The sequence below is a fragment of the Nocardia transvalensis genome (assembly GCF_015477765.1).
Classification (GTDB): Bacteria; Actinomycetota; Actinomycetes; order Mycobacteriales; family Mycobacteriaceae; genus Nocardia; species Nocardia transvalensis_A.
This window is the reverse complement of record NZ_JADLQQ010000003.1, coordinates 412,985-436,391: the sequence shown is the minus strand read 5'-3', so window position 1 is coordinate 436,391 and position 23,407 is coordinate 412,985. Positions and strand designations below refer to the sequence as shown.

Here is a 23,407-nt window from a genome sequence, read left to right as displayed (position 1 = left end):
AACCCACCTACACTCGGATGTGATTCTGATCACGTCCGATGGAGGACAGTCATGGCGACTACCGCGAAAGTCGACGCCACCGAAGAACAGGCCCGCGCACTAGTCGAGGAATCCCGTGAAACCACCTGGGCCAAGCCATCCTTCGCGAAGGAGATGTTCCTCGGGCGGTTCCGGCTCGACCTGATCCATCCCTATCCACGGCCCTCCGCCGAGGATGCGGCCAAGACCGAGGCGTATCTGGAGCGGCTGCGCGCCTATGTGGCGACCATCGACGGCGAGCTCATCGAGCAGACCTCGAAGGTTCCGGCCGAGTACGTGCAGGGCCTGGCCGAACTCGGCTGCTTCGGGCTGAAGATCCCCGAAGAATATGGCGGACAAGGGCTTTCGCAGATCGGCTACAACAAGGCGCTGATGCTGGTCGGCTCCGCGCATCCCAGCCTCGGGGTGCTGCTGTCGGCCCATCAGTCCATCGGCGTGCCCGAACCTCTCAAGCTGGCCGGGACCCCCGAGCAGAAGCGGGAGTTCCTGCCGCGCTGCGCGAAAGGGGCGATCAGCGCGTTCCTGCTGACCGAGCCCGATGTCGGCTCCGACCCGGCGCGCATGGCCTCGACCGCCACGCCGACCCCGGACGGGGAGGCCTACGTACTCAACGGGGTGAAACTGTGGACCACCAATGGCGTGGTCGCCGAACTGCTGGTCGTGATGGCGCGCGTCCCCAAGAGCGAGGGTCACCGCGGCGGCATCTCCGCATTCGTGGTGGAGGCCGATTCGCCCGGGATCACCGTCGAGCGCCGCAACGCCTTCATGGGCCTGCGCGGAATCGAGAACGGGGTCACCCGCATGCACAACGTGCGGGTGCCCAAGCGCAATCTGATCGGCCGGGAGGGCGACGGGCTGAAGATCGCGCTCACCACCCTCAATGCCGGGCGGCTCGCGATTCCGGCGATGTGCACGGCGGCGGCGAAATGGTCGCTCAAGATCGGCCGAGAATGGTGTACGGCCCGGGTGCAGTGGGGTAGGCCGGTCGGCGAGCATGCCGCGGTCGGCACGAAGCTGTCGTTCATCGCCGCCACCACCTTCGCGCTCGAGGCCGCGCTGGACCTGTCCGGGGCCATGTGCGACGAGGACCGCAACGACATCCGCATCGAGGCCGCGCTGGCCAAACTGTGGGCATCGGAGATGAGCTGCCTGATCGCCGACGAGTTGGTGCAGATTCGCGGCGGGCGCGGCTATGAGACGGCGGCCTCGCTGCGGGCGCGCGGCGAACGGGCGGTCGGGGCCGAGCAGTTGGTGCGCGATCTGCGGATCAACCGGATCTTCGAGGGGGCCAGCGAGATCATGCGGCTGCTGATCGCCCGCGAGATGGCCGATGCGCATATGGCCGCGGCCGGTGCGCTGGTGGACCGCCATGCCGAATTCAAGGACAAGGCCAAGGCCGCGGTGGGGGCGAGCGGCTTCTACGCCAAGTGGTTCCCGCAGCTGGCGGTCGGCCGGGGCACGGTGCCGGGCAGCTTCACCGAATTCGGGCCGCTGGCAAAGCATCTGCGCTTCGTCGAGCGGATGTCGCGCAAGCAGGCCCGGGCGTTGATGTACGCGATGGGGCGCTGGCAGGCCAAACTCGAGTATCGCCAGGGCTTCCTGGGACGCATCGTGGATATCGGTGCGGAGCTGTTCGCGATGTCGGCGGCGTGTGTGCGGGCTCAGGCGCTGCGTGTGGCGGACAGCCCGGAGGGCAAGGCGGCCGAACAGCTGGCCGACACCTTCTGCCAGCAGTCCAGGCTGCGGGTCGAGCAGCTGTTCGAGGCCCTGTGGGACAACACCGACGACGCCGATACGGACCTGGCCCGCGGCGTGCTGGACGGCCGCTACCGCTGGCTCGAGGACGGCGTACTCGACCCGAGCGAGGGCACCGGCCCGTGGATCGCCGAATGGCAGTTCGGCGCATCGACGGAACAAAACCTCCTGTCCCCGTTCATACCGTCCACCCGAACCACCATCGCGGCAACGTAAGAGCTCCGGACGCCGAACCCGGAAATGCCATCCGCCGTCCTTCGGGCGGCGGATGGTTCCGGCGATAAGGTCAGGTGAGGCTCGTGAAGAAGGTGCGGAGGTCGCTGGCGTAGGCCGCGGACTGGTCCATGGCGATGAAGTGGTGGCCGCCCGGGTTGTGGTCGGGCCAGTGCACGATCTTCGCGGTGCGTTCGGCGAGGCGGCGGATGCCGGGTGCGCCGCTGTAGACGCCGGTGGGGACCGTCGAGGAGCCGGTCGGCCAGGCGATGCCGCTGGTTTCGTAGTAGGACCATGCCGAGGTGCCGAACGTTTCGGTGAACCAGTACACGCTCAGGTTCGTCAGCAGCGCATCGCGGGCGATCGCATCCTCCAGCGGTCCGGTGCCGCTGAAGTCGTGGAACTTCTGCAACATCCAGGCCAGCGCCGCGGCCGGAGAATCGTTCCAGCCGTAGGCGAATGTCTGTGGGGCCGAACGCAACAGCGCGTGATGGTCCACACCGTGCATCCAGTCCGCCGACATCAGCGCCTCGTAGCCCGCGCGCTCGTCCTCGGTCAGCTGCGGCACGTCGTCCTGGGTCGGGAAGCCCAGGCCGGCCGTGATGTACAGGCCGACAACGCGTTCGGGCGCGGCCTCGGCCATCGCGGTGGCGACGTAGGAACCGAGATCGCCGCCCTGCACGCCGTAGCGCTCGTAGCCGAGGCGGGCCATCAGGTCGACCCACATGCGAGCGACCCGCTCGACACTCCACCCGGTCTCCCGAGGCGGCGCGGAGTAGCCGAATCCCGGCACCGACGGCACCACGACATGGAATGCCCGTCGCGGATCACCGCCATGGGACCGCGGATCGGCCAGCTTGTCGATCAGCTCGACGAACTCCACGAACGAATTCGGCCAGCCGTGGTTGAGCACCAACGGCAGCGCATCGGGTTCCGGGGAGCGCACATGCAGGAAATGCACGTCCAGCCCGTCGATCTCGGTGACGTACTGCGGGAACTCGTTGAGCCGCGCCTCCTGTGCGCGCCAGACGAATTCGGTACCCCAGTACCGAGCCCACTCGCGGACCTCTTCGACGGGCACGCCCCGCTGTCGGCCACCCGGCAGCTGTGCGGCCCAGCGGGTCTCGGCCAGCCTGCGCCGCAGGTTCTCGATCTCGGCCTGCGGAATCTCGATGCGGAAGGGACGAATCTCTGTGCTCATGAGAAGAACAGTAGGAGCCGTGTAGGACAGTTCCGGTCCTAGATAGCAAGGTGCATCCAACCTTTATCCATATAGCTTTCTACTTGTATCTACGATCAAAGGTAGATTTCTTTAGATTTTGATCACGGGGCCTACGCCGCCGACGTCTGTTGCGGAATCTATGACTCTCTAGCAAGAGCACTCGGAAGGCCTAGATTTTCCTATGCAACCGTCGAGCACTCTCTAAGCAGATCTAGGAATGCCGCTACAAACGCTAGATGGCGGCAGAGACCACTCCCGGCCGGACACTTGTCTATCGCCAGCACCGGTTGGGCTACACCTCCGTAACGGCAGGTTCAGGCGGTTAACGCGCCGGAAATCTCTATCGACAACCGGGCAAGATGCGGACTCTTCAGGAGCACGTAATGTCCACGATCGCCCTCCGCGCCGCCGATTACGACGGCCATCGTGTCACCGTCAGCGCCGACGACGGCACGCCACTCGCCGTGCTCGCCGTCGGATCGTCCACCGCGCCACTGACCGTGGTGTTCGTGCACGGGCACTGCCTGCGCACCGAATCCTGGACGTTCCTGCGCAATCAGCTGCAGCACCAATGGGGTTCGGACGTCCGCATGGTGTTCTACGACCACCGCGGCCACGGCGAATCCGGCTCGGCCGATCCGTCCACCTACACCATCGACCAGCTCGGTCACGATCTGGACGCGGTCCTGCGCGCCGTGGTGCCCCTGGGACCCGTTGTGCTGGTGGGGCATTCGATGGGTGCCATGGTGGTGCTCGCCTTCGCCCGGCTGTTTCCGGAGGCGATCGGCACCCGCGTCATCGGCATCGCGCTGATCGCCGGTGCGGCCGGGGGAATCACGTCCGTCGGCCTGGCCCGCTTCCTGAATCGGCGCACGGTCGGCTCGCTGCAGGTCGCCGTGCGGCGCGCCCCGCGCATGATGCAGGCGTCGAAGCAGTTGAGCCGCCGCATCTTCGAACCGATCGTGCGCGAGGCGACCTTCGGCACCCGCAAGGTGAACCCGCGCGTGATCGCGGTGGCCACGACCATGCTCAACGACACCCCCCTGCTGACGATGGCGTGCTTCCTGGACTCGCTGATCCGCTTCGACGAGACCGCGACGCTGCGCCTGCTGGCCGATCTGCCCGCCCTGGTCCTCGCCGGTTCCGCCGACATCATGATCCCGTTCGCGCATTCGGTGGTGCTGGCCTCACAGCTGTCGGAGGCCGAACTGGTCCGGCTCGACGGCGCCGGTCACAGCGTGATCCTGGAGCGGGCCAAGGAGGTGGCGGCGGCACTGGTGGCCCTGGTGGACCGGGCGCTGGCGGCCGTGAGCGGCCCGGAATCCACGCTCGCCGCGGCCGGATGACGAGCCAGATCGACGATCTTCGCGTACTGTGTTGTAGATCACGATGTGTGGTCGATCACATGGCTCGAGGAGGTAACCATGACCCGCAGCGAAATTGCTGAACTGCGCTTCGCGGTCGGCCAGCTCCGGCAGTGCATCGGCGCACTGCGGTCCCACTACGGGGACTCCAACTCCGTGCGGCGCCTGGAGAACGACCTCGAGCGGCTCGCCATCGACGCCGACGAGTTCGAACAGTCGCCCCCGCCCGAGGTCAGCCAGCGCCGCGAGCAGGAGGTCATCTACGTCCCGGACGCCAAGTCCGACGAGGCCGCCTGGATGGGCGCCCAGGACGAGGGCCTCGGCTTCCACTCCCGTCCCCGCACCAAGTAGCGATTCAGGCGCGATGGCGTCCCGGCCGCCGGCCGCGGACGCCGTGGAAGCGGGCGCCGCGGGGGGCCACGGACATGGGGGTTGAGCGCGCCGATTCGAACAGGACCGCCACGGCGGCGTCGGGGGCCAGCGGGGTGACGGCCAGGCCGTAGCCGCCCTCGCGGCGGGCCAATTCGTGGAGCAGGGTGGTCGTGATGCGCAGGCCCGCCGCGCCGACCGGGTCGCCGAGGGCGATGGCGCCGCCGTTCACGTTCACCCGGTCCAGGTCCGCCCAGCCCCAGTGCCGGATCAGGGCGAGCACATCGACGGCGGTCTTCTCGTCGATTTCCACCAGATCCAGGTCCTCGGTGACCAGTCCGGCGCGCGACAGCAGCTTGTCCACGGCGGCCGCCGCGGTGGGCGCGACATCGGGGATTGCACAGCCGGCGCTGGCCCAATCCGTCAGGTAGGCAATCGGTTCCAGGCCGAGGTCGGTCAGCCGGTCCTCGGCCACCACCAGGCACGCCGCCGCACCGGCGCCGTGCATGCTCACCGCGCCCGGCGTGAGCACGCCGTCGGGCCGAAGCGGCGTCAGCACCGTCAAGCCGCGCGTCGTCACGTCCTCGCGCACGCATTCGTCTCGATCCACCAAACGCGGTGCGGCGCCGTCGATTTCGTAACGCAAATTATCTGCGGCGATCACCTTCACCGCGACCACCTCGGTGCCGAACGCACCCTGCCGCCAGGCCCGGGCCGCCTTGCGATGGCTCCGCAGGGCGAATTCGTCGGCATCGGCGCGGGTGATACCGAACCGGTGGGCCAACTGCTCCACCGTCGCCAGATCGGCGGGTATCGCCGCATCCTCCGCCACCGCCCCGCGGTCCACTCCGGCCGCGGCCACCACATCCGCCGCGCCTGTCTGCACCATCATCGCCGCGGTGATCAGCGCATACAGCCCGCTGCCGCACCGCCGCTCCAGATCGAAGCCCGGGGTGGCACCGGACAGCCCGGCCGCGCGGGCGGTCAGCCGGGCCAGCCGCGGATCGCCCGTCACCGCACCCGACAGCACCACGTCGTCGACCCGGGCACCATCGAGTCCGGCCCGTTCCACGGCGGCGGCAACGGCGGTGGCGGCCAGGCGCTGTGCCGTCATGGCCGACAGCCCGCTACCGGCCGGCCCACCGGGCGTGCGCACCGGGGCCACGATCGCTGCTCTTCTCATCACCGCTCCTTCCCCCGTAGGGTCCGGTCCTGCCCGCAGCACAGCGCACCACAGAGTTGTTGCTGGTGTGTGACACCGCGACCGCCTCGGGCGCGGCCCGAAATGCCGCACTTGCCGGGGTGGCCCGAATCGCTGTGTAGTCCAGTGCAGTTCGTGAGGTTTGCTTACGGTTCACTGTCCCGGCCGCCTCGAACGAAGATCAGAAAATGTGGCGCAAATCATAGGAATCAAGGCGGGTCGATATTCCCGAGACCGGGCACGAGTCATAGCCGGGGTGCCGTATGGTGCTGGGCATCACATTCGATGCCGGAGGTAACGATGACGTTCCACGGGGTAGATCAGCGAGGCATCCTGCAGTGAGTGAGCTTGTGAGCGCACCAGCACGGGCCCCGGAGTCGGGCACGGGAGTTTTCGGCACCGGACGCGCGGCCATCTCGGCACGGACGCTGCGGACCGACCGGTGGTGGCTGCCGCCGCTGATCACGGTGGTGGGGCTGGCCGCCTGGCTCACCTACGCCGTGATCAGATCGTATGTGCGCACGGCATATTGGGTGCCCGAGTACCACTATCTGACGCCGTTCTATTCACCGTGCCTCAGCACGTCGTGCGTCGAGGGGTCCAGCCATTTCGGCACGCCGTTCGGAGCGCTGCCGGTGTGGCTGCCGCTGGGTTTCGTGGTGTTGCCGTTCCTGCTGCTGTTCCGGTTGACCTGCTACTACTACCGCAAGGCCTACTACCGGTCGGTGTGGTTCTCGCCGCCCGCCTGCGCGGTGGCGGAACCGCACGCGAAATACACCGGGGAGACCCGGCTTCCGCTGATCATCCAGAACGCGCACCGCTACTTCTTCTACGTGGCACTGATCGTGTCGGTGATCAACACCTACGACGCGATCGTCGCCTTCCACGGCAAGTCCGGCGGCTTCGGTTTCGGACTCGGCAACATCGTGCTGCTGGCGAACGTGATCCTGCTGTGGGCCTACACGCTGTCGTGCCACTCCTGCCGCCATATCGCGGGCGGGCGGCTCAAGCACTTCTCGGCGCATCCGGTCCGCTACTGGTTCTGGACCCAGGTCTCGAAGCTGAACACCCGGCACATGGCGCTGGCCTGGATCACGCTCGGCACGCTGGCGCTCACCGACTTCTACGTCATGTTGGTGGCCAGCGGCACCATCTCCGATCTGAGGTTCGTCGACTGATGTGCGGCGCACGGACATTCGCAACCCCAATTCCCCAGTCTGCCAGGAGTATTCGGTTCCATGCCTGAAGTCGAGCGGCACAAGTACGACGTCGTCGTGATCGGTGCCGGTGGCGCCGGCCTGCGCGCGGTGATCGAGGCCCGCGAACAGGGCCACTCGGTTGCGGTGGTGTGCAAATCGCTGTTCGGCAAGGCGCACACCGTGATGGCCGAGGGCGGCTGCGCGGCCTCGATGGGTAACGCCAACGAAAAGGACAATTGGCAAACCCATTTCAAGGACACGATGCGCGGCGGCAAATTCCTCAACAACTGGCGGATGGCCGAACTGCACGCGCAGGAGGCCCCGGACCGGGTGTGGGAGTTGGAAACCTATGGCGCGCTGTTCGACCGCACCGCCGACGGACGGATCAGCCAGCGCAACTTCGGCGGCCACACCTATCCGCGCCTGGCGCACGTCGGTGACCGCACCGGCCTCGAGATCATCCGCACCATGCAGCAGAAGATCGTCTCGCTGCAGCAGGAGGACTACGCCGCCACCGGTGACTACGAGGCGCGCATCAAGGTCTTTCACGAATGCACCGTGACCGACCTGCTCACCGCCGAGGGCCGCATCGCCGGGGCATTCGGGTACTGGCGGGAGTCGGGCCGGTTCATCCTGTTCGAGGCGCCCGCGGTGGTGCTGGCCACCGGCGGAATCGGCAAGTCCTACAAGGTGACCTCCAATTCCTGGGAGTACACCGGCGACGGACATGCGCTGGCACTGCGGGCCGGGGCCACGCTGATCAATATGGAGTTCCTGCAGTTCCATCCGACCGGCATGGTCTGGCCGCCGAGTGTGAAGGGCATCCTCGTCACCGAGGGTGTGCGCGGCGACGGCGGCGTGCTGAAGAACTCCGAGGGCAAGCGGTTCATGTTCGACTACATCCCCGCGGTGTTCAAGGGCCAGTACGCCGAGACCGAGGCGGAGGCCGATCAATGGTTGCGCGACAACGATTCCGCGCGCCGCACCCCGGATCTGCTGCCGCGCGACGAGGTGGCCCGTGCCATCAACGAAGAGGTCAAGGCCGGGCGCGGCACCCCGCACGGCGGCGTGTACCTGGATATCGCCTCCCGGCTGCCCGCCGCGGAGATCATGCGGCGGCTGCCGTCGATGCACCATCAGTTCAAAGAGCTCGCCGATGTGGACATCACCAAGGAGCCGATGGAGGTCGGCCCGACCTGTCACTACGTGATGGGCGGCATCGAGGTCGATCCCGATACCGGCGCGGCGACCGTGCCCGGATTGTTCGCGGCAGGCGAGTGTTCCGGCGGTATGCACGGTTCCAACCGCCTCGGCGGCAATTCGCTGTCGGATCTGCTGGTCTTCGGTCGCCGGGCGGGGCTGGGCGCGGCGTCCTACGTCGAACAGCTCGGCGACCGGCGGCCCGCGGTGACCGACACCGAGCTGGCAGCGGCCGCGAAAACCGCGCTGGCTCCGTTCGATCCGCCGTCGAACGGGCCGGGGGAGAACCCCTACACCCTGCACACCGACCTGCAGCAGACGATGAACGACCTGGTCGGCATCATCCGCAAGGAACACGAACTGAAGCAGGCCATCGAACGCCTGGCCGAACTGCGCGAACGCTACGACAACGTCACCGTGGAGGGGCACCGGCAGTTCAATCCGGGCTGGCATCTGGCCATCGATCTGCGCAATATGCTGCTGGTCAGCGAATGTGTGGCGCAGGCGGCGCTGCTGCGCACCGAGAGCCGCGGCGGGCACACCCGCGACGACCACCCGCAGATGGATCCCCAGTGGCGCAACAAGCTGCTGGTGTGCCGGGTCGATCCGGACGAGGTCGGTCAGACCGTCCCCGCGGTGACGGTCACCCCGCAGGACCAGACGCCTATGCGCACCGATCTGCTCGCACTGTTCGAGCTGAGCGAACTGGAAAAGTATTACACCCCAGCAGAACTCGCCACCCATCCGGCGTCTGCCGGCGCCGATGCGAAAGGGGATGCGTAGCAATGGGTTACGACGCCCGATTCCGAGTGTGGCGCGGTGACGCCGAGGGTGGCGCCCTGCAGGATTTCACCGTCGAGGTGAACGAGGGCGAGGTCGTACTCGACATCATTCATCGCCTGCAGGCCACCCAGGCGCCCGATCTGGCCGTGCGTTGGAACTGCAAGGCCGGTAAATGCGGTTCGTGTTCGGCGGAGGTCAACGGTCGGCCGCGGCTGATGTGCATGACCCGGATGTCGACCTTCGATCCCGACGAGGTCGTCACGGTGACGCCCATGCGCACCTTCCCCGTGGTGCGGGATCTGGTGACCGATGTGTCGTTCAACTACGAGAAGGCCCGGGAGATCCCGTCCTTCGCCCCGCCCGCCGATCTGAAGCCCGGCGAGTACCGGATGAAGCAGCAGGACGTCGCGCGCTCGCAGGAGTTCCGCAAGTGCATCGAATGCTTCCTGTGCCAGGACACCTGTCATGTCGTGCGCGACCACGAGGACAACAAGAACGCCTTCGCCGGGCCGCGATATCTCATGCGGATCGCGGAGCTGGAAATGCATCCGCTGGACGCGGCCGATCGCCGCGAGATGGCGCAGGAGGAATTCGGGCTCGGCTACTGCAATATCACCAAGTGCTGCACCGAGGTTTGCCCGGAACATATCAAGATCACCGACAATGCCCTGATTCCGCTGAAGGAGCGCGTGGTCGATCGAAAGTACGACCCGATCGTCTGGCTGGGCAACAAACTGTTCCGCCGGTAAACCTCTGGCAACAGCACGATCCGATCAGGAACTACGCCACACCCATCATCTCGGCGCAGGCCGGGACCGAGGCGATATCCGATGGAGGCGCCACTGTCCCGGTTTCCGCCGGAACCACGGGTGGACTACAGCAGGGTCACCACTCCGATGGCGACCGCCGCGACCAGCATGCCGACCAGCAACGACGACAGCATGGCCCCGGTCAATACGTACACACCTGCCGCGGATACCGCGAACAGCATTCCTACGATCAGTCGTTCCACCCAATCGCCAGGCAGCAGCTTGCGGTACCGGGGAGAGGTGTTTTTGAGCCCACGGTCCACGAAACTAGGAGTACCCGTCCTTAGCCGTGGCAAACATCCATTCGTTGTGAAACAGGTGTCGATTCGTGATCATCGCGGTCACGCCGCTGCTGCGGTCACCTGCCTCCAGTTGTCACCCCGCACTGCGGAAGTCGAGGCAGCACTCGTCGATTCTGTTCCGTCCGGGAGTATTCCGATTCGCTGCTGAAAATTTGCGCGAATTCGCCGCGGATATCGGGAAACGGGCCCGTCCGGCCTTAGGCTGAGGGATGCTAGGAGTGTGCCCGGAGTAGGACGCCGCTCGCTCCACTAGCACTTGTCGAATCCTCCGGGCGCCTTCAGAAACCGCACGCAGGAACGAGGAGTCATGGCTCTACGTGTTGCCGAGGTTATGCCACCGCTCCATCGACGGATGCCGGAGGTGACGAAATGCAGCTGACCAACCTGCATATGCCCGTTGCCGGGCTGCTGCGCTGTGGTGCCGATCCCGGCATCATGACCGTCGAGCAGGCCCATGCGGCAATGCAGTTGCACCTGGACTGCACGGTCGACACCTGCAAGGTGCGCCGCCGCGCTCGGGCCGTGCTGGTGGAGGAAGGCCGCTGCGTCCTCGACGAACGGGCCCTGCCGTGACCACCCCGGCCGCCGACGGACGGAAGGTGGTGCAGCTGTTCGCACCTCGTGGCTCCGCCCGGCACGCCGCCCGCCATCGCCTCGCCACCGCCCGAACCTGGTCACCGGCCGAGCGCCCGCCACAGCTGACCCTCGTGCGCACCGGGACACGACGCCACGCGGCCGCCGCCCGCCCGGCCGCCCGTCGCGCCCACGCTGCGCCCGACCGCTACGATCGGATAATGATGTGGGCAGTCGGATGTCTGCTTCGGCTCCGGATCGCTCTGGTCGGCGAAAACACTGTGAGCACGCGGTAATTCGACACAGCGCGCCGAAAAAGCGCCGATACGGTTGGCGAATATTCACCCGCCCGAAAACAAGATCACTTATCGTGGGGCGGACCGGTGGGGTTGCGGGCGCGGCTGGGACCCCTATTCTTCTTCGGTATCGGGGCGGGGTCCGTTTCTCGAAGGTTCCTGCACGAGTGGTGAGTGGAAGGAACCGTATGGCCAGGAAACCGTATTCGGAGACCGAGGGCTGGCCGGAGGTTTCCGAAGACGAGCGGTGGCCCGTGGCCGAACCGGACGAGGATCGGTGGGAGGCGGCCCAGAGCCGGCGCCGGATGATGGCGGAACCGGAGGACGACCGCTGGGACCCGCCGCAGAATCGCCGCCGCCCGCCGGTCGAGCCCGACGACGAGAGGTGGGAGACGCCCAGCAGACGGCGCACGGGCCGGCTGCGGGTGGAGGTGCCGCCGATCGTCAATCCCTACTCGATCGTGGCGCTGGTGGCGGCGCTGCTGGGGTTGTTCCCGGTGGCGATCGTGTTCGGCTTCATCTCGTTCAGCCACCCCCGCGGCCGGGTGATGGCGCTGTTCGCGCTGATGATCGGCATCGCCGAGGTGGTGGCGATCGCGGGATACATCGTGCTCACCGGGGTGACATTGCCGAGCACCAGCCTGCGCAGCGAGCCGACGACCGTGGCCACCACCGTCGTGACCGTCACCCCACCGCCGACCACCACCCAGGCCGCGGCCACCACCACACCGGCGGCACCGCCGACCGTTTCGGCCACCGCGCCCGCCACGGTCGCCAAGGGTGAGGTGTGCACGCAGGCCCAGGCCGGGCTGATCGGCACCACCACCGACGGCAGCACCCTGCTGTGCCTGCGCGGCGGTGGTGGCTACCGCTGGACCGGTCCCTACACCGTGTCCACCGCGGTCTCGGAGGGCGGCGCGAAATGCAATCCGGCCACGGACAAGACCGCGCGCACCGCGGACGGGCATGCGCTGGTCTGTGAACGCAACACCTGGGCACTGTGGGTGGAATAGCCCGATCCTTTCCCTTCCCGGGTGATTACCCTCGGTGCACGCCCGGTCTCGCGGGCAGCAGGTCGGCCGCGATGCGGCCATCGGAGAGAGGACGTGTGATCAATGGCTGATCGAGTAGCCGTAGTGTCGGGAGCCGCCCGGGGGATCGGGGCGGCGATCGCCAAGCGCTTGGCGGCAGATGGTCTCTCGGTCGGCGTGCTCGACCTGGACGCGAACAACTGTGCCGAAACCGTGCAGGCCATTGCCGACGCCGGTGGTCGCGCGGTCGCGCTCGGCGCGGACGTCTCCGATGAGGCGTCGGTGACCACGGCCGTCGAACAGCTCGAACGTGAACTCGGTGAGCCGACCGTGGTGGTCAACAATGCGGGGATCCTGCGCGACAACCTGCTGTTCAAGATGAGCGTCGACGACTGGGACGCGGTGCTGAACGTCCACCTGCGCGGCGCGTTCCTGCTCACCCGGGCCGTGCAAAAGTACATGGTCGCGGCGAAATGGGGCCGTATCGTCAACATGTCGAGCACCTCCGCACTGGGCAACCGCGGCCAGGTCAACTACTCCGCGGCCAAGGCGGGCATGCAGGGCTTCACCAAGACCCTCGCGCTGGAACTGGGCAAATTCGGCATCACCGCCAATGCCATCGCTCCCGGTTTCATCGTCACCGATATGACCGCCGCCACCGCCGAACGTGTCGGCGTCTCCTTCGACGAGTTCCAGAAGGCCGCCGCCACGCAGATTCCGGTGCAGCGGGTCGGCAAGCCGGAGGATATCGCCCACACGGCCTCGTTCCTGGTCAGTGAGGGTGCGGGATTTGTGTCCGGACAGGTCATCTACGTGGCCGGTGGCCCGCGCGACTGAGCCCCGGACCGCCGGTGCGGCGCGCGTCGCCGCGGACACCCGGTGCCGCGTGGCGCGCCGGTGGGAATGATCGGCGGTAGCGTCGCTGATCATGGATCGACGTGCGGCGCGTCGTGCGGTGACGAGCTATCTGCTCCTGGGCCCGAGCCTGATCGGGGTCGGCGGATTTCTGCTGGTGCCGATCGCGGTGGTGGGGTGGCTGAGCCTGCACAGCTGGAATCTGTTGGGCGGCATCGAGTTCACCGGGCTGCGGAATTGGCGGTCGGTGCTGGGTGATCGGGAGTTCGGGCATGCGCTGCTGGTCACGCTGGGGCTGACGGCGATCGTGGTGCCGGTGCAGACCGTGCTGGGGTTCGCGGTCGCCGTCCTGCTGGCACGGCGCCGCGGTGGGTCGGCGTTGCGGGTGGTGTACGCGTTGCCGTGGATGTGTGCCCCCGTCGCTGTCGGGGTGGTGTGGCAGTGGATGTTCGCGCCGACCGAGGGCGCGCTGAATGCGGTGCTGGGCAGGCGGATCGAATGGCTGTCCGAGCCCGCCCTGGCGCTGCCGTCCGTGGCGGCGGTGAGCGTCTGGACCAACTTCGGATATGTGGCCCTGTTCTTCGTCGCCGGTATCCGGGCGATACCGCGGGAGATCTTCGACGCCGGGGCGCTCGACGGTGCGACCGGATGGCGGCGCATCCGCTGGCTGACGCTGCCGTTGCTGCGGCCCACCATGTTCTTCGTGCTCGTCACCGGCGTGCTGGCGGCGTTCCAGACCTTCGACACCGTGTACGCCCTCACCAAGGGCGGTCCGGGCGGGCGCACGGATGTCGTTGCGATGCGGATGTTCTCGGAGGCCTTCGATGCCGCGCGGCCCGGGCGGGCGGCGGTCATGGCGCTGGTGGTGTTCGTGGTGATCTTCGCGGTCACGGTGGCACAGCATCGGTTCTTCCGGAATCGGACCAGCTATGAGTCCTGAGCGCGCAGTGCGCAGCGGCGCCGCGTACCTCGTGCTGGTGCTGGGTGGCCTGGTGACGGTGGCTCCGCTGGTGCTCAGTGCCCTCACCGCGCTGAAGACACCGGCGCAGTTCGCGACCGATCCGCCGCTCGCGTTGCCGACGCCGGTGACGTGGACCAACTTTCACACCGTCGTGGATGAGGGCCTCGGCCGCGCGGTCCTGGTGACGGCGCTGATGACCGCTTGTATCACCCTCGGTCAGCTGGTGTTCTCGATCCTGGCCGCCTATGCCTTCGCGCGCACCGACTTCCCCGGGCGGGACGCGCTGTTCTGGGTGTACCTGGCGACCATGATGGTGCCGCCCATGGTCACGCTGATTCCGCTGTATCTGATGTTCGCGAAACTGGAGTGGCTGAATACCTTCTGGGCCCTGGTGCTGCCGTTCGTGTTCGGCTCGCCGTATGCGATCTTTCTGCTGCGCCAGTACTTTCGCTCCATTCCGGAGGAATTGATCGGTGCCGCACGGCTGGACGGCGCCACCACGCTCGACATCATCGTGCACGTGGTGGTGCCGATGAGCCGGCCGGTGCTGGCCACGCTGACGATCATCACGATCGTGTCGCAGTGGAACAACTTCATGTGGCCGCTGGTCGCGAGTAGCGGACGCACCTGGCAGGTGCTGACGGTGGCGACGGCGAATCTGCAGACCGAGTACAACGCTCGGTGGACGCTGGTCATGGCCGCGACGACGCTGGCGATCGCCCCGCTGGTGCTGTTGTTCGTGCTGTTCCAGCGGCAGGTGCTGCGATCGATCTCCTGGACGGGGCTGAAATGAAAACCTCTACCCGGGCGGTCCTCGCAATCGTGCTCAGCGCCGTCGTATTGATCGCGGCAGCGCTGTGGCTCGGGCGCGCCGACGACGGTTCGGGTCGAACCGTGGTGCGCCTGCGGATCTGGGACCAGAGTTTCCTGTCCACCTACCGCGCTTCGCTCGATGCGTTTCAACAGGCGAATCCGGATGTGGAGGTGCGGATCACGGTGGTGCCCTGGGCGTCGTACCCGCAGAAGCTGCGGCTGGATGTGGCCGGGGGCACGGCGGATGATCTGTTCTGGGTCAATCTCTACGAGGACTACGCCGACGCGGGGCGGCTGCTCGATATCGGCCGGGTGCTCGGTCCCGTCGCGGTTCGGGCATGGGATCCGGCCGCGGTGGCACAGTACACCCGCAACGGAACTCTGTGGGCGGTACCGCAATTCAGCGACGGCGGCACCGCGGTGTACTACAACCGCGACCTCCTGTCGGCCGCAGGGGTCGATCCGGCCGAACTCGCCACGCTGCGCTGGAGCCCCGGCGATGACGACACCTTCCGGCCCTTGCTGCGCCGGCTGGCCACGGTCGCGCCGTGGGCGTATAACGCAGGCAACGATTTCCAGTCCATCGAACTGCCGTATCTGGGTTCGGCCGGTGGGCAGTTCCAGGACGGGGATCGGTTCGTCTTCGACGGTCCGCAGGGTGTCACGGCGTTCACCTATCTGGCGCGACTGATCGCCGACGGTCTCGCCCCCTCGGCGGCCGATACCAACGCCGACAGCTCCTTCGCCAAAAACGCGTTCCTCCAAGGAAGGCTGGCGCTGTTCCAGTCGGGCACCTACAACCTGGCCGATATCGCACAGCAGGCCCGATTCCAGTGGGGTGTCGCGATGATCCCCCAAGGCCCGTCCGGACGGGTGAGCACCGACAACACGATCGGTATCGCCGCCAACGCCGCCACCCACCACCCCGATGCGGTCCGCCGCGTGCTGGCCTGGCTGGGCAGCGCCGAGGGTAACCGCTACCTCGGCCGAGACGGCATGACCATCCCGGCGGCCGTCTCCGAGCAGCACGTCTATCGAGATTATTGGGCACACAAGGGAATCGACGTCTCCGCCTTCTTCGACGTCCTGCGCGGACCTCGTATCGGCTCCGGCGGCGGCCCCGGCTTCCCGGCAGCCTTGAAAGCCATCGACCCGATCCTTGCCGAAATGTTCCTCGGCCGCCTCCCCGTCCCCGAGGCCCTCACCCGTGCCCGCTCCGCCGCCGAAAACGCCGTCGCCGACCAGTAATCCGCCCGCCGACTCAAATGCGGCTGTGGTCGACCAGCGGGGTGCGGGGGCCGAATTTGGGTTTGCGGGCTTGGCCGGAGACTTCCAGGAGGCGGACGGCGCGGTAGCGGTGGGGGCGGAGGGGTTCGAGGTAGTCGACCATGGTGTCGTCGTCGATCGGGTGGCCCAGCAGAGTCCAGCCGACGACGGCAGCGAGGTGGAAGTCGCCGACCGACAGGGCATCCGGGTCGCCGAGGGCGCGCTGCGCGATCTCCGCGACCGTCCACACTCCGATGCCCGGGACGGTGCGCAGTCGGCGGGCCGCCTCGGCGTGGTCCATGGTCGCGGCCTGCTCGAGTTTGTCGGCCATCCGGGCGGCCAGCACGATCGTCCGGGAGCGCTGCGGATCGACATTGGCGCGGTGGTAGGTCCACGACGGGATGTATCGCCAGGTCTCGGCGTCCGGCGGCACCCGCATGGGCGCGGGAACCGGTCCTGGAGCGGGCTCGCCGAACTGCCACACCAGTTTTCGCCACGACGCGCGGGCCGAGATCATGTGCACCCGCTGTTCCAGAACGGTCGGCACCAACGTCTCGAACACCCGGCCGGTACGCAGCATGCGCAGGCCGGGGAAGCGGCGGTGGGCCTCGGCGATCTTCGGGTGGGTGGGGGCGAAGTCGGCGACGTCCTCGTCCAGGCAGAGCATGTGCGGAAGCTGGTCGAGGAATTCCTCGGCGCCCGGACCCCAGGCCCGGGCAGCCACCCCGCACGGGCCCGCCTGGGTCAGGCGGTAGGTCACCGGGCCGGTCGGCATCCGGGATGCCCGCCAATGCGCACCGTCCGGCGTGACCCGATGGCACGGATCGCCGTGGCCGCGGCGCAGCGGCGCGACGGTGTGGGCGAGATCGATCGGACGCTCGGCGCTCACCGTGCGCTCCGCGCCGCCGATCCTGGTTGTCACCGGGACATTGTGCCCCGAGCCCGGTTCGGGCCACGCACGAACCCCAGTTCTCGCGGTGACGTGCGCCACAATCGGTTTCGTGAGAAAGGCAACTGGAAATAGCGGCCGCCGTACCGGTGCCGTTAGCGTGTAACGGAACTATCACATAGGGCGATTCCCTCTTCGATCGGCCATACCGGCAATCAATGGGCATCCGCCGCGACGGAGGTTTCGAATGCTTACCAACTTTTTGAATTGGCTACTCAATGCCTGGGGCAACGTCTTCGCCGGCAGCTCCGGCTACCAGATCCCGCCCGGCACCCTGCCGTTCGGCAGCTGAGCCGCCGCCCTCCGCACGCCCGCCGCGCCCCCGCGGCGGGCGCCCGTGTCGGAAGGCCTACCGGCCCAGGAGAAATTGGGCCAGATGACGTCCGCCGCGACCGGCGAGCTGCGCCGCCTGGGTGCGACAGGAGAAGCCGTCGGCCACGAACGCCGCCCCGGCCCCACCCTCCCGCAGCGCGGGCAGTAATCCGTTCTCGGCCACCGCGACAGAAATGTCGTAATGCCCGGACTGCATGCCGAAATTTCCAGCAAGTCCACAGCATCCAGTGACCTCAGTCACATTCGCCCCCGTTTGTTCGAGAATTCGGCGATCGGCCTCGAATCCCATGACGGAGTGCTGATGACAGTGCGGCTGGACGAGCACGGTCTCGCCGGTCCGGTCAGGGGCCTGCCACGCCGGGTCGGCGGCCAGGAATTCGGCGAAGGTCTGCACGGCCGCCGCCGTCCGCGCGGCCCGCGGATCGTCCGGTAGCAGTTCGACCAGATCCGACCGCAGGACCGCCGTGCACGACGGTTCCAACCCGACGACCACGCCCCCGGCCCGCACGTGCTCGTCGAGCGCGGCCAGCGTCGCGCGCAACCGTTTCCGTGCGCCGTCGAGCTGACCCGTGCTGATCCAGGTGAGACCGCAGCACACCCGGCGCTCCGGGATGCGCACGCGGTAGCCGAGCGATTCGATGAGTTCCACCGCAGCCCAGGCGATCTCGGGATCGAACGCGTCGGTGAAACTGTCGACCCAAAGCATCACCCGGGTGTCCGATCGGCCCGCCGTCTCTTGCCGATGTCCGGCGCCCGGCGAATCCGAGGGACGGCGCTGTGCCCATGCCCGCCGGAAACTTCGGTCCGCCAAGGCCGGGACCTCGCGGCGCGGGTCCATACCGGCGGCACGCAATCCGACACGGCGCAGCGAGGCCACCTGCATGAGTGAGTTGAACACCCGCGGCATCCGGCTCGCCCCGGCCAGCCAGCGCGGCAATTGGCCGAGCGCATAGTGGTCGAGCGGCCGCGGGCGGTGCCGGTAGCGGCGATGGAGGGTTTCGGCTTTGTAGGTGGCCATATCGACACCCGCGGGGCAGTCCGAACTGCAGGCCTTGCAGGACAGGCACAGATCCAACGATTCCGCGACGGCCTCCGAACGCCAGTCCAGGGCGCCGCGCACCACCTCCTGCAGGACGCGGGCGCGCCCACGAGTGCTGTCCTTCTCGTCCGCGGTGGCCAGATAGGACGGACACATGAAGCCGCCGACACCGCGAGTATCGGCGCGGCACTTGCCGATTCCGACACAGCGATGCACGGCCGCCCCGATATCGCCGTCGTCCGGGAAGGCGAAGCCGCCCGCCGCGGGGGTGGGCCGCAGGCCCGCGAGCCGCAGATCGGCGTCGATCGGCCGGGGACGCACCAGGACGCCCGGATTGAGCACGTCGTCGGGATCGAACAGGCCCTTGAATTCGGCGAAGGCGGTCAGAACGGCCGGAGAGTACATGCGCGACAACAGTTCCGAGCGCGCCCGGCCGTCCCCGTGTTCACCCGACAGCGAACCGCCGTGGCGGACGACCAGATCGGTGGCATCTTCGAGAAAGGCGCGAAACCGTTGCGGCGCATCGGCGATCGGCAGATCCAGGCGCACGTGGATGCAGCCGTCGCCGACATGGCCGTAGAGCAGCCCGTCGACCCCGTGCATGCGCATCAGTTCGTCGAAATCTCGCAGATAAGCACCGAGGTGCTCCGGCGGTACGGCGGCGTCCTCCCAGCCCGGCCAGGCGGGCTGTCCGGTGGGGGTACGCCCCGCCAGACCGGCGCCGTCGGCGCGAATTCGCCACAGCCGCGCCGCCGCCGCGGGATCGGTGACGATCCGGCTGTCGAGCGCATGCGCCGTGCGGCACAGGGTGACGGCCCGATCGTGCACCTGGCCCGCGGAGTCCGCGGCCAGTTCCACGAACAGCCATCCGCCGCCCGCGGGGAGTTCGGGAACCGCGCGGCGGTGGGCACGCACGACATCGACCAGGCGGGCGTCGATGCCTTCCACGGCGATCGGCCCGGCGGCCATGACGGCCGCGACATCGTCTGCCGCAGTGGGCATATCGGGATAGCCGAGCACCACCAGCGCCGTGGCCCGGGGGAGCGGGACCAGATCGACCGTCGCCTCCAACAGCAGCCCGCAGGTGCCCTCGGTGCCGACGAAGGCCTTGGCCACCGACGAACCGCGTTCGGGGAGTAGATGTTCCAGCCCGTATCCCGAGGCCTGGCGGTCGAAGCGGCCCAGATCGGTGCGGATCAGCGCGAGATGTCGCCGGGTGAACTCGGGTAGTCCGGCCACCGCGGACAATCCGTCGCCCAGGGTGCGCTCGGTACCGGTCCCGTCCAGGATGCGCAGGTCACGCACGGTGTCGGAGGTCCGCCCCCAAGCCACCGCGCGCGGCCCGCAGGCATTGTTGCCGATCATTCCGCCCAGGGTGCACCGGTTCTGAGTGGACGGATCCGGGCCGAAGCGCAGCCCGTGGGGTGCCGCATGCCGCTGCAATTGGGCCAGTACCACGCCGGGTTGCACTCGCGCCCTGCGCTTTTCGGGATCCACCTCGAGCACCGCATTCAGATGACGGCTGAAATCGAGGACCAGGCCGGGCCCGATCGCATTGCCCGCCACCGACGTTCCGGCGCCGCGTGCGGTGACCGGCAGGCCTTCGGATCGCGCCGACTCGAGGGCCGCCGCGACGTCCTCGGCGCTGCGCGGAAACACCACCGCGGCCGGGAGCACCCGATAGTTCGAGGCGTCGGACGAAAACTCCGCGCGCCGTCGCTCGTCGGCCTCCACCTCGCCGTCGATCCTGTCGCGCAGTGCCCGCACCCACGAGTCGGTCATACCGCCACACTATTCGCGGGTGCGGCCCGGTCGTCCGAGATGTCGGCCTCGCCCCGCGGCCGGGTGGTCAGCCGACCGCGAGAACGATCTTGCCCAGCCCGTGGCCGGTCTCGCTTTCGCGCTGTGCGGCGGCGGCCTCGGCGAGCGGATAGATCCGCGCCGGGCCGGGCAGCCGGAAATCTCCGTCGGCAACCGACCGTGCCACTCGCTCGACGATATCGAGGACCGGGGCGCCGGCGCGGGCGTAGAAGGCGATGCCCTTCTCGGCCGCGGCGCCGTCGGCAATGGTGATTATGCGGTCGGTGCCGCCGCGCAGCTCGATCGCGGCATCCAGGAATCCGTGCCCGGCACAGTCGAAGATCGCGTCGATGCCGTCCGGTGCCAGCGCGCGCACCCGTTCCACGACGCCGTCGCCATAGGTGGTCGGCGTCGCCCCGAAACCGCGGACGACGTCCTGATTGCGGGCCGACGCGGTGCCGATCACCTGCGCGCCCGCCGCCCGCGCGAGCTGCACCACCATCGACCCGACGGCCCCGGACGCCCCGTTGACCAGCAGCGTCTCCCCGGACTTCAGACCCAGTGCCTCGAGCCCGCCGCTGCCCGTATTGGCCGCGACGGGGATCGCCACCGCATCCTCGAACGACAGCTGCGCAGGCTTGGCCGCCAATTGAGTGGCCAGCGCGAATTCGGCGTAACCACCCGTCGCGGTCCACCCGATCACTTCGTCGCCCACCTGCCATGCGGCCTCCGGTCCGGCCGCGTCGACCACACCGGCGATCTCGAAACCGGCGCGGGCCGGAAACTCCAGCGGCCCGAACGCGCCGTTGCGGCGCTTCCAGTCGGCCGGATTCACACCCGCCGCGCGCACCGCCAGCCGGACCTGTGCACCGGTCGGCTCCGGCACCGGCACGTCGACCAGTTCCAACACCTCGGGGCCGCCGAAACGCTCGTACTGAATCGCCTTCACCGGATCGACTCTAGAGCCTCGCGGCCCGATTACGCCGAACGCGAACGCCGCCCGCGTCCGGGAAGGCTTGCTCTCAACCATTGTTGAGGTCTTAGTGTCGGTGTCCCGGGGTTCGATGGACCCGGGAGCGGAAGGAGCGGTGGATGAGTATCGAGTCGGTGGCGTGGAGCCAGCTGTACCGGGAGGCGCACGCGCCGCAGGAGCAGCGCAAAGTCACCCGGGCCACGGCCGCGCGCATCCTGCGGTTCGCCCGGCCGCATCGACGGGCGCTGATCGGGTTCCTCCTGTTCAGTATCGTCTCGGCGCTGCTGGCCGTGGCCAATCCCGTGCTGGCCGGACGGGTGGTCAACGACATTGTCGGACACGCCGCGCCACGTTCGGTGGTCGTCCTGGCCCTCGTCATCGGGCTGGTGGCCGTGCTCGACGCCGCCCTCGGCATCGTGATCCGGTGGCTGTCCTCGCGGATCGGCGAGGGCCTGATCCTCGACCTGCGCACCGCGGTCTTCGACCATGTACAGAAGATGCCCATCGCCTTCTTCACCCGCACCCGCACCGGGGCGCTCGTGAGCCGTCTCAACAGCGACGTGATCGGGGCGCAACGCGCCTTCAGCACCACTCTGTCCGGGGTGGTCACCAACATCGTCACCCTGGTGCTCACCCTCGCGGTGATGGTCCGCCTGTCCTGGCAGATCACTCTGCTCGCCCTGCTGTTGTTGCCGGTGTTCATGCTGCCCGCCCGCCGTATGGGCCGCCGCGTCGCCGGGATCCAACGCGAGGCCGCGCAACTCAACGCCGCCATGAGCACGCAGATGACCGAGCGCTTCTCCGCGCCGGGCGCCACGCTGGTGAAACTGTTCGGCCGCCCGACCCAGGAATCCGCCGAATTCGCCGTGCGCGCCAGTCGCGTGCGCGACATCGGCGTGCGCACCGCCATGCTGCAGACCGCGTTCGTGACCGCGCTGACGCTGGTCTCGGCGCTGGCGGTGGCGCTGGTGTACGGGCTCGGCGGCTGGTACGCCCTGCGCGGACAGCTCGACGCGGGCGCGGTGGTCTCGCTGTCGCTGCTGTTGACCCGCCTGTACACTCCGCTCACCGCGCTCGCGACCGCCCGGGTGGACATCATGTCAGCCCTGGTGAGCTTCGAGCGCGTCTTCGAGATCCTGGATCTGAAGCCGCTGATCCAGGACGCGCCGAATGCGAAAAAGGTTCCGGCGGGGCCGGTTTCGGTGGAGTTCGACAAGGTGCACTTCGCCTACCCGTCGGCCGACAAGGTGTCGCTGGCCTCGCTCGAGGATGTCGCCACCCTCGACACCCGCGGCGGAGTCGAGGTGCTGCACGGGGTTTCGCTACACGCCGAACCCGGCCAGATGATCGCGCTGGTGGGCTCCTCGGGAGCCGGGAAATCCACCATCGCCCAGCTGGTGTCGCGCCTGTACGACGTGGATTCGGGTGCGGTGCGCCTCAACGGCGTCGACGTCCGCGAGCTGACCGGCCGGTCCATCCAGGACACCGTCGGCCTGGTCACGCAGGACGGGCACCTGTTCCACGACACCATCCGCGCGAACCTGCTGCTGGCCCGCCCCGAGGCCACGGACGACGAGCTGTGGGATGCGCTGCGCCGCGCCCGGTTACGCGATCTGGTCTCGTCCCTGCCGGACGGCTTGGACACCATGGTCGGCGAACGGGGCTACCGCCTGTCCGGCGGCGAACGCCAACGCCTGACGATTGCCCGTCTGCTGCTCAAGCAGCCGCGCGTGGTCATCCTCGACGAGGCCACCGCATCCCTGGACTCCACCTCCGAGGCCGCCGTGCAGGAGGCGCTGGCCGAGGCCCTCGACGGCAGAACGGCTCTGGTGATCGCCCACCGGCTGTCCACCATTCGCAATGCCGACCAGATCCTGGTGGTCGAGGACGGGCGCATCGTCGAACGCGGCACGCACACTGAGCTGCTCGCCACCGGCGGCCGCTACGCCGAGCTGTATCGCACCCAGTTCGCCGACGACGAGCCCGTGGCCGCCTGAGCCGAGCGTCCCGTAGAGTCCGGCATGGCCACCACCGAACGACGACGCGGGGGGCGGTGAGATAG

At 68.0% G+C, this 23,407-nt stretch carries 20 protein-coding genes; 14 read left to right on the top strand and 6 right to left on the bottom strand.

Features of this window, described 5'->3' with window-relative positions; all coding sequences use genetic code 11:
• Positions 1 to 51 precede the first annotated feature (51 nt).
• The gene (locus IU452_RS10090) at positions 52 to 2,010 is read left to right on the top strand and encodes an acyl-CoA dehydrogenase family protein (protein WP_195108685.1); all 1,959 of its coding nucleotides are present in this window, start codon (positions 52 to 54) and stop codon (positions 2,008 to 2,010) included.
• A gap of 70 nt (positions 2,011 to 2,080) precedes the next feature.
• On the opposite strand, the gene IU452_RS10085 is transcribed toward IU452_RS10090, so the two are convergent.
• On the bottom strand, positions 2,081 to 3,208 hold the full coding sequence (locus tag IU452_RS10085; protein WP_195108684.1) for an epoxide hydrolase family protein: 1,128 nt from the start codon (positions 3,206 to 3,208) through the stop codon (positions 2,081 to 2,083).
• A 404-nt stretch (positions 3,209 to 3,612) separates the two neighbouring features.
• On the opposite strand from IU452_RS10085, the gene IU452_RS10080 reads away from it, so the two are divergent.
• Together IU452_RS10080 and IU452_RS10075 are read left to right on the top strand one after the other, a co-directional pair.
• Positions 3,613 to 4,575 (top strand): alpha/beta fold hydrolase, encoded by a 963-nt coding sequence (locus IU452_RS10080; protein WP_195108683.1) that lies wholly within the window; start codon positions 3,613 to 3,615, stop codon positions 4,573 to 4,575.
• Positions 4,576 to 4,653: 78 nt separating this feature from the next.
• The gene (locus IU452_RS10075; protein ID WP_195108682.1) at positions 4,654 to 4,944 is read left to right on the top strand and encodes a hypothetical protein; all 291 of its coding nucleotides are present in this window, start codon (positions 4,654 to 4,656) and stop codon (positions 4,942 to 4,944) included.
• Between the two features lie 4 nt (positions 4,945 to 4,948).
• Here the strand turns inward: IU452_RS10075 and IU452_RS10070 are convergent, their stop codons facing one another.
• Positions 4,949 to 6,145, bottom strand: a complete 1,197-nt coding sequence (locus tag IU452_RS10070; protein WP_195108681.1) for an acetyl-CoA acetyltransferase — start codon at positions 6,143 to 6,145, stop codon at positions 4,949 to 4,951.
• Between the two features lie 368 nt (positions 6,146 to 6,513).
• Here IU452_RS10070 and IU452_RS10065 point away from each other — a divergent pair, with 368 nt between their 5' ends.
• The 3 genes from IU452_RS10065 to IU452_RS10055 are packed head-to-tail and all read left to right on the top strand — an operon-like array spanning position 6,514 to position 10,094.
• Positions 6,514 to 7,341 carry a hypothetical protein gene (locus IU452_RS10065; RefSeq protein WP_195108992.1) on the top strand — a complete coding sequence of 276 codons (828 nt, stop codon included), beginning with the start codon at positions 6,514 to 6,516 and terminating at the stop codon, positions 7,339 to 7,341.
• Between the two features lie 60 nt (positions 7,342 to 7,401).
• Positions 7,402 to 9,345 carry a fumarate reductase/succinate dehydrogenase flavoprotein subunit gene (locus tag IU452_RS10060; RefSeq protein WP_195108680.1) on the top strand — a complete coding sequence of 648 codons (1,944 nt, stop codon included), beginning with the start codon at positions 7,402 to 7,404 and terminating at the stop codon, positions 9,343 to 9,345.
• Between the two features lie 2 nt (positions 9,346 to 9,347).
• Positions 9,348 to 10,094 carry a succinate dehydrogenase/fumarate reductase iron-sulfur subunit gene (locus IU452_RS10055; RefSeq protein ID WP_195108679.1) on the top strand — a complete coding sequence of 249 codons (747 nt, stop codon included), beginning with the start codon at positions 9,348 to 9,350 and terminating at the stop codon, positions 10,092 to 10,094.
• Between the two features lie 125 nt (positions 10,095 to 10,219).
• Here the strand turns inward: IU452_RS10055 and IU452_RS10050 are convergent, their stop codons facing one another.
• Entirely contained in the window at positions 10,220 to 10,357 is a 138-nt protein-coding gene (locus IU452_RS10050; protein WP_228817476.1) for a hypothetical protein, read from the bottom strand.
• 468 nt (positions 10,358 to 10,825) lie between these two features.
• Between IU452_RS10050 and IU452_RS10045 the strand changes: the two genes are divergently transcribed.
• From IU452_RS10045 to IU452_RS10015, 7 genes are all read left to right on the top strand, one after another.
• Positions 10,826 to 11,029: a hypothetical protein gene (locus IU452_RS10045; RefSeq protein ID WP_195108677.1), complete on the top strand. Its 204-nt coding sequence runs from the start codon at positions 10,826 to 10,828 to the stop codon at positions 11,027 to 11,029.
• Entirely contained in the window at positions 11,026 to 11,325 is a 300-nt protein-coding gene (locus IU452_RS10040; RefSeq protein ID WP_195108676.1) for a hypothetical protein, read from the top strand. The genes IU452_RS10045 and IU452_RS10040 overlap by 4 nt, the downstream gene beginning before the upstream one ends.
• 188 nt (positions 11,326 to 11,513) lie before the next feature.
• Positions 11,514 to 12,338: a DUF4190 domain-containing protein gene (locus IU452_RS10035; RefSeq protein WP_195108675.1), complete on the top strand. Its 825-nt coding sequence runs from the start codon at positions 11,514 to 11,516 to the stop codon at positions 12,336 to 12,338.
• Between the two features lie 102 nt (positions 12,339 to 12,440).
• Positions 12,441 to 13,193: a 3-oxoacyl-ACP reductase FabG gene (gene fabG / locus IU452_RS10030; protein WP_195108674.1), complete on the top strand. Its 753-nt coding sequence runs from the start codon at positions 12,441 to 12,443 to the stop codon at positions 13,191 to 13,193.
• A gap of 91 nt (positions 13,194 to 13,284) precedes the next feature.
• Positions 13,285 to 14,151, top strand: coding sequence for a carbohydrate ABC transporter permease (locus IU452_RS10025; RefSeq protein ID WP_195108673.1), 867 nt, complete (start codon positions 13,285 to 13,287; stop codon positions 14,149 to 14,151).
• Positions 14,141 to 14,965, top strand: a complete 825-nt coding sequence (locus IU452_RS10020) for a carbohydrate ABC transporter permease (protein WP_195108672.1) — start codon at positions 14,141 to 14,143, stop codon at positions 14,963 to 14,965. Before IU452_RS10025 ends, IU452_RS10020 begins: the two co-directional genes overlap by 11 nt.
• Complete coding sequence (locus IU452_RS10015) at positions 14,962 to 16,233, top strand: ABC transporter substrate-binding protein (protein ID WP_195108671.1); 1,272 nt, start codon at positions 14,962 to 14,964, stop codon at positions 16,231 to 16,233. Before IU452_RS10020 ends, IU452_RS10015 begins: the two co-directional genes overlap by 4 nt.
• A gap of 13 nt (positions 16,234 to 16,246) precedes the next feature.
• Here IU452_RS10015 and IU452_RS10010 read toward each other — a convergent pair whose 3' ends face one another.
• The 3 genes from IU452_RS10010 to IU452_RS10000 all read right to left on the bottom strand — a co-directional run bounded on the left by IU452_RS10010 (position 16,247) and on the right by IU452_RS10000 (position 21,321).
• The gene (locus IU452_RS10010) at positions 16,247 to 17,173 is read right to left on the bottom strand and encodes a DNA-3-methyladenine glycosylase family protein (RefSeq protein ID WP_195108670.1); all 927 of its coding nucleotides are present in this window, start codon (positions 17,171 to 17,173) and stop codon (positions 16,247 to 16,249) included.
• 376 nt (positions 17,174 to 17,549) lie between these two features.
• Positions 17,550 to 20,354, bottom strand: a complete 2,805-nt coding sequence (locus IU452_RS10005) for an FAD-binding and (Fe-S)-binding domain-containing protein (protein ID WP_195108669.1) — start codon at positions 20,352 to 20,354, stop codon at positions 17,550 to 17,552.
• Positions 20,355 to 20,421: 67 nt separating this feature from the next.
• Entirely contained in the window at positions 20,422 to 21,321 is a 900-nt protein-coding gene (locus IU452_RS10000) for an NADP-dependent oxidoreductase (RefSeq protein WP_195108668.1), read from the bottom strand.
• 143 nt (positions 21,322 to 21,464) lie between these two features.
• Between IU452_RS10000 and IU452_RS09995 the strand changes: the two genes are divergently transcribed.
• Positions 21,465 to 23,342: an ABC transporter ATP-binding protein gene (locus IU452_RS09995; RefSeq protein WP_195108667.1), complete on the top strand. Its 1,878-nt coding sequence runs from the start codon at positions 21,465 to 21,467 to the stop codon at positions 23,340 to 23,342.
• Positions 23,343 to 23,407 lie beyond the last annotated feature (65 nt).

Coding starts and splice junctions, on each gene's coding strand:
- IU452_RS10090 (WP_195108685.1), top strand. CDS start 52: ATGGCGACTACCGCGAAAGTCGACGCCACCGAAGAACAGGCCCGCGCA.
- IU452_RS10085 (WP_195108684.1), bottom strand. CDS start 3,208: ATGAGCACAGAGATTCGTCCCTTCCGCATCGAGATTCCGCAGGCCGAG.
- IU452_RS10080 (WP_195108683.1), top strand. CDS start 3,613: ATGTCCACGATCGCCCTCCGCGCCGCCGATTACGACGGCCATCGTGTC.
- IU452_RS10075 (WP_195108682.1), top strand. CDS start 4,654: ATGACCCGCAGCGAAATTGCTGAACTGCGCTTCGCGGTCGGCCAGCTC.
- IU452_RS10070 (WP_195108681.1), bottom strand. CDS start 6,145: ATGAGAAGAGCAGCGATCGTGGCCCCGGTGCGCACGCCCGGTGGGCCG.
- IU452_RS10060 (WP_195108680.1), top strand. CDS start 7,402: ATGCCTGAAGTCGAGCGGCACAAGTACGACGTCGTCGTGATCGGTGCC.
- IU452_RS10055 (WP_195108679.1), top strand. CDS start 9,348: ATGGGTTACGACGCCCGATTCCGAGTGTGGCGCGGTGACGCCGAGGGT.
- IU452_RS10045 (WP_195108677.1), top strand. CDS start 10,826: ATGCAGCTGACCAACCTGCATATGCCCGTTGCCGGGCTGCTGCGCTGT.
- IU452_RS10035 (WP_195108675.1), top strand. CDS start 11,514: ATGGCCAGGAAACCGTATTCGGAGACCGAGGGCTGGCCGGAGGTTTCC.
- fabG (WP_195108674.1), top strand. CDS start 12,441: ATGGCTGATCGAGTAGCCGTAGTGTCGGGAGCCGCCCGGGGGATCGGG.
- IU452_RS10025 (WP_195108673.1), top strand. CDS start 13,285: ATGGATCGACGTGCGGCGCGTCGTGCGGTGACGAGCTATCTGCTCCTG.
- IU452_RS10020 (WP_195108672.1), top strand. CDS start 14,141: ATGAGTCCTGAGCGCGCAGTGCGCAGCGGCGCCGCGTACCTCGTGCTG.
- IU452_RS10015 (WP_195108671.1), top strand. CDS start 14,962: ATGAAAACCTCTACCCGGGCGGTCCTCGCAATCGTGCTCAGCGCCGTC.
- IU452_RS10005 (WP_195108669.1), bottom strand. CDS start 20,354: ATGACCGACTCGTGGGTGCGGGCACTGCGCGACAGGATCGACGGCGAG.
- IU452_RS09995 (WP_195108667.1), top strand. CDS start 21,465: ATGAGTATCGAGTCGGTGGCGTGGAGCCAGCTGTACCGGGAGGCGCAC.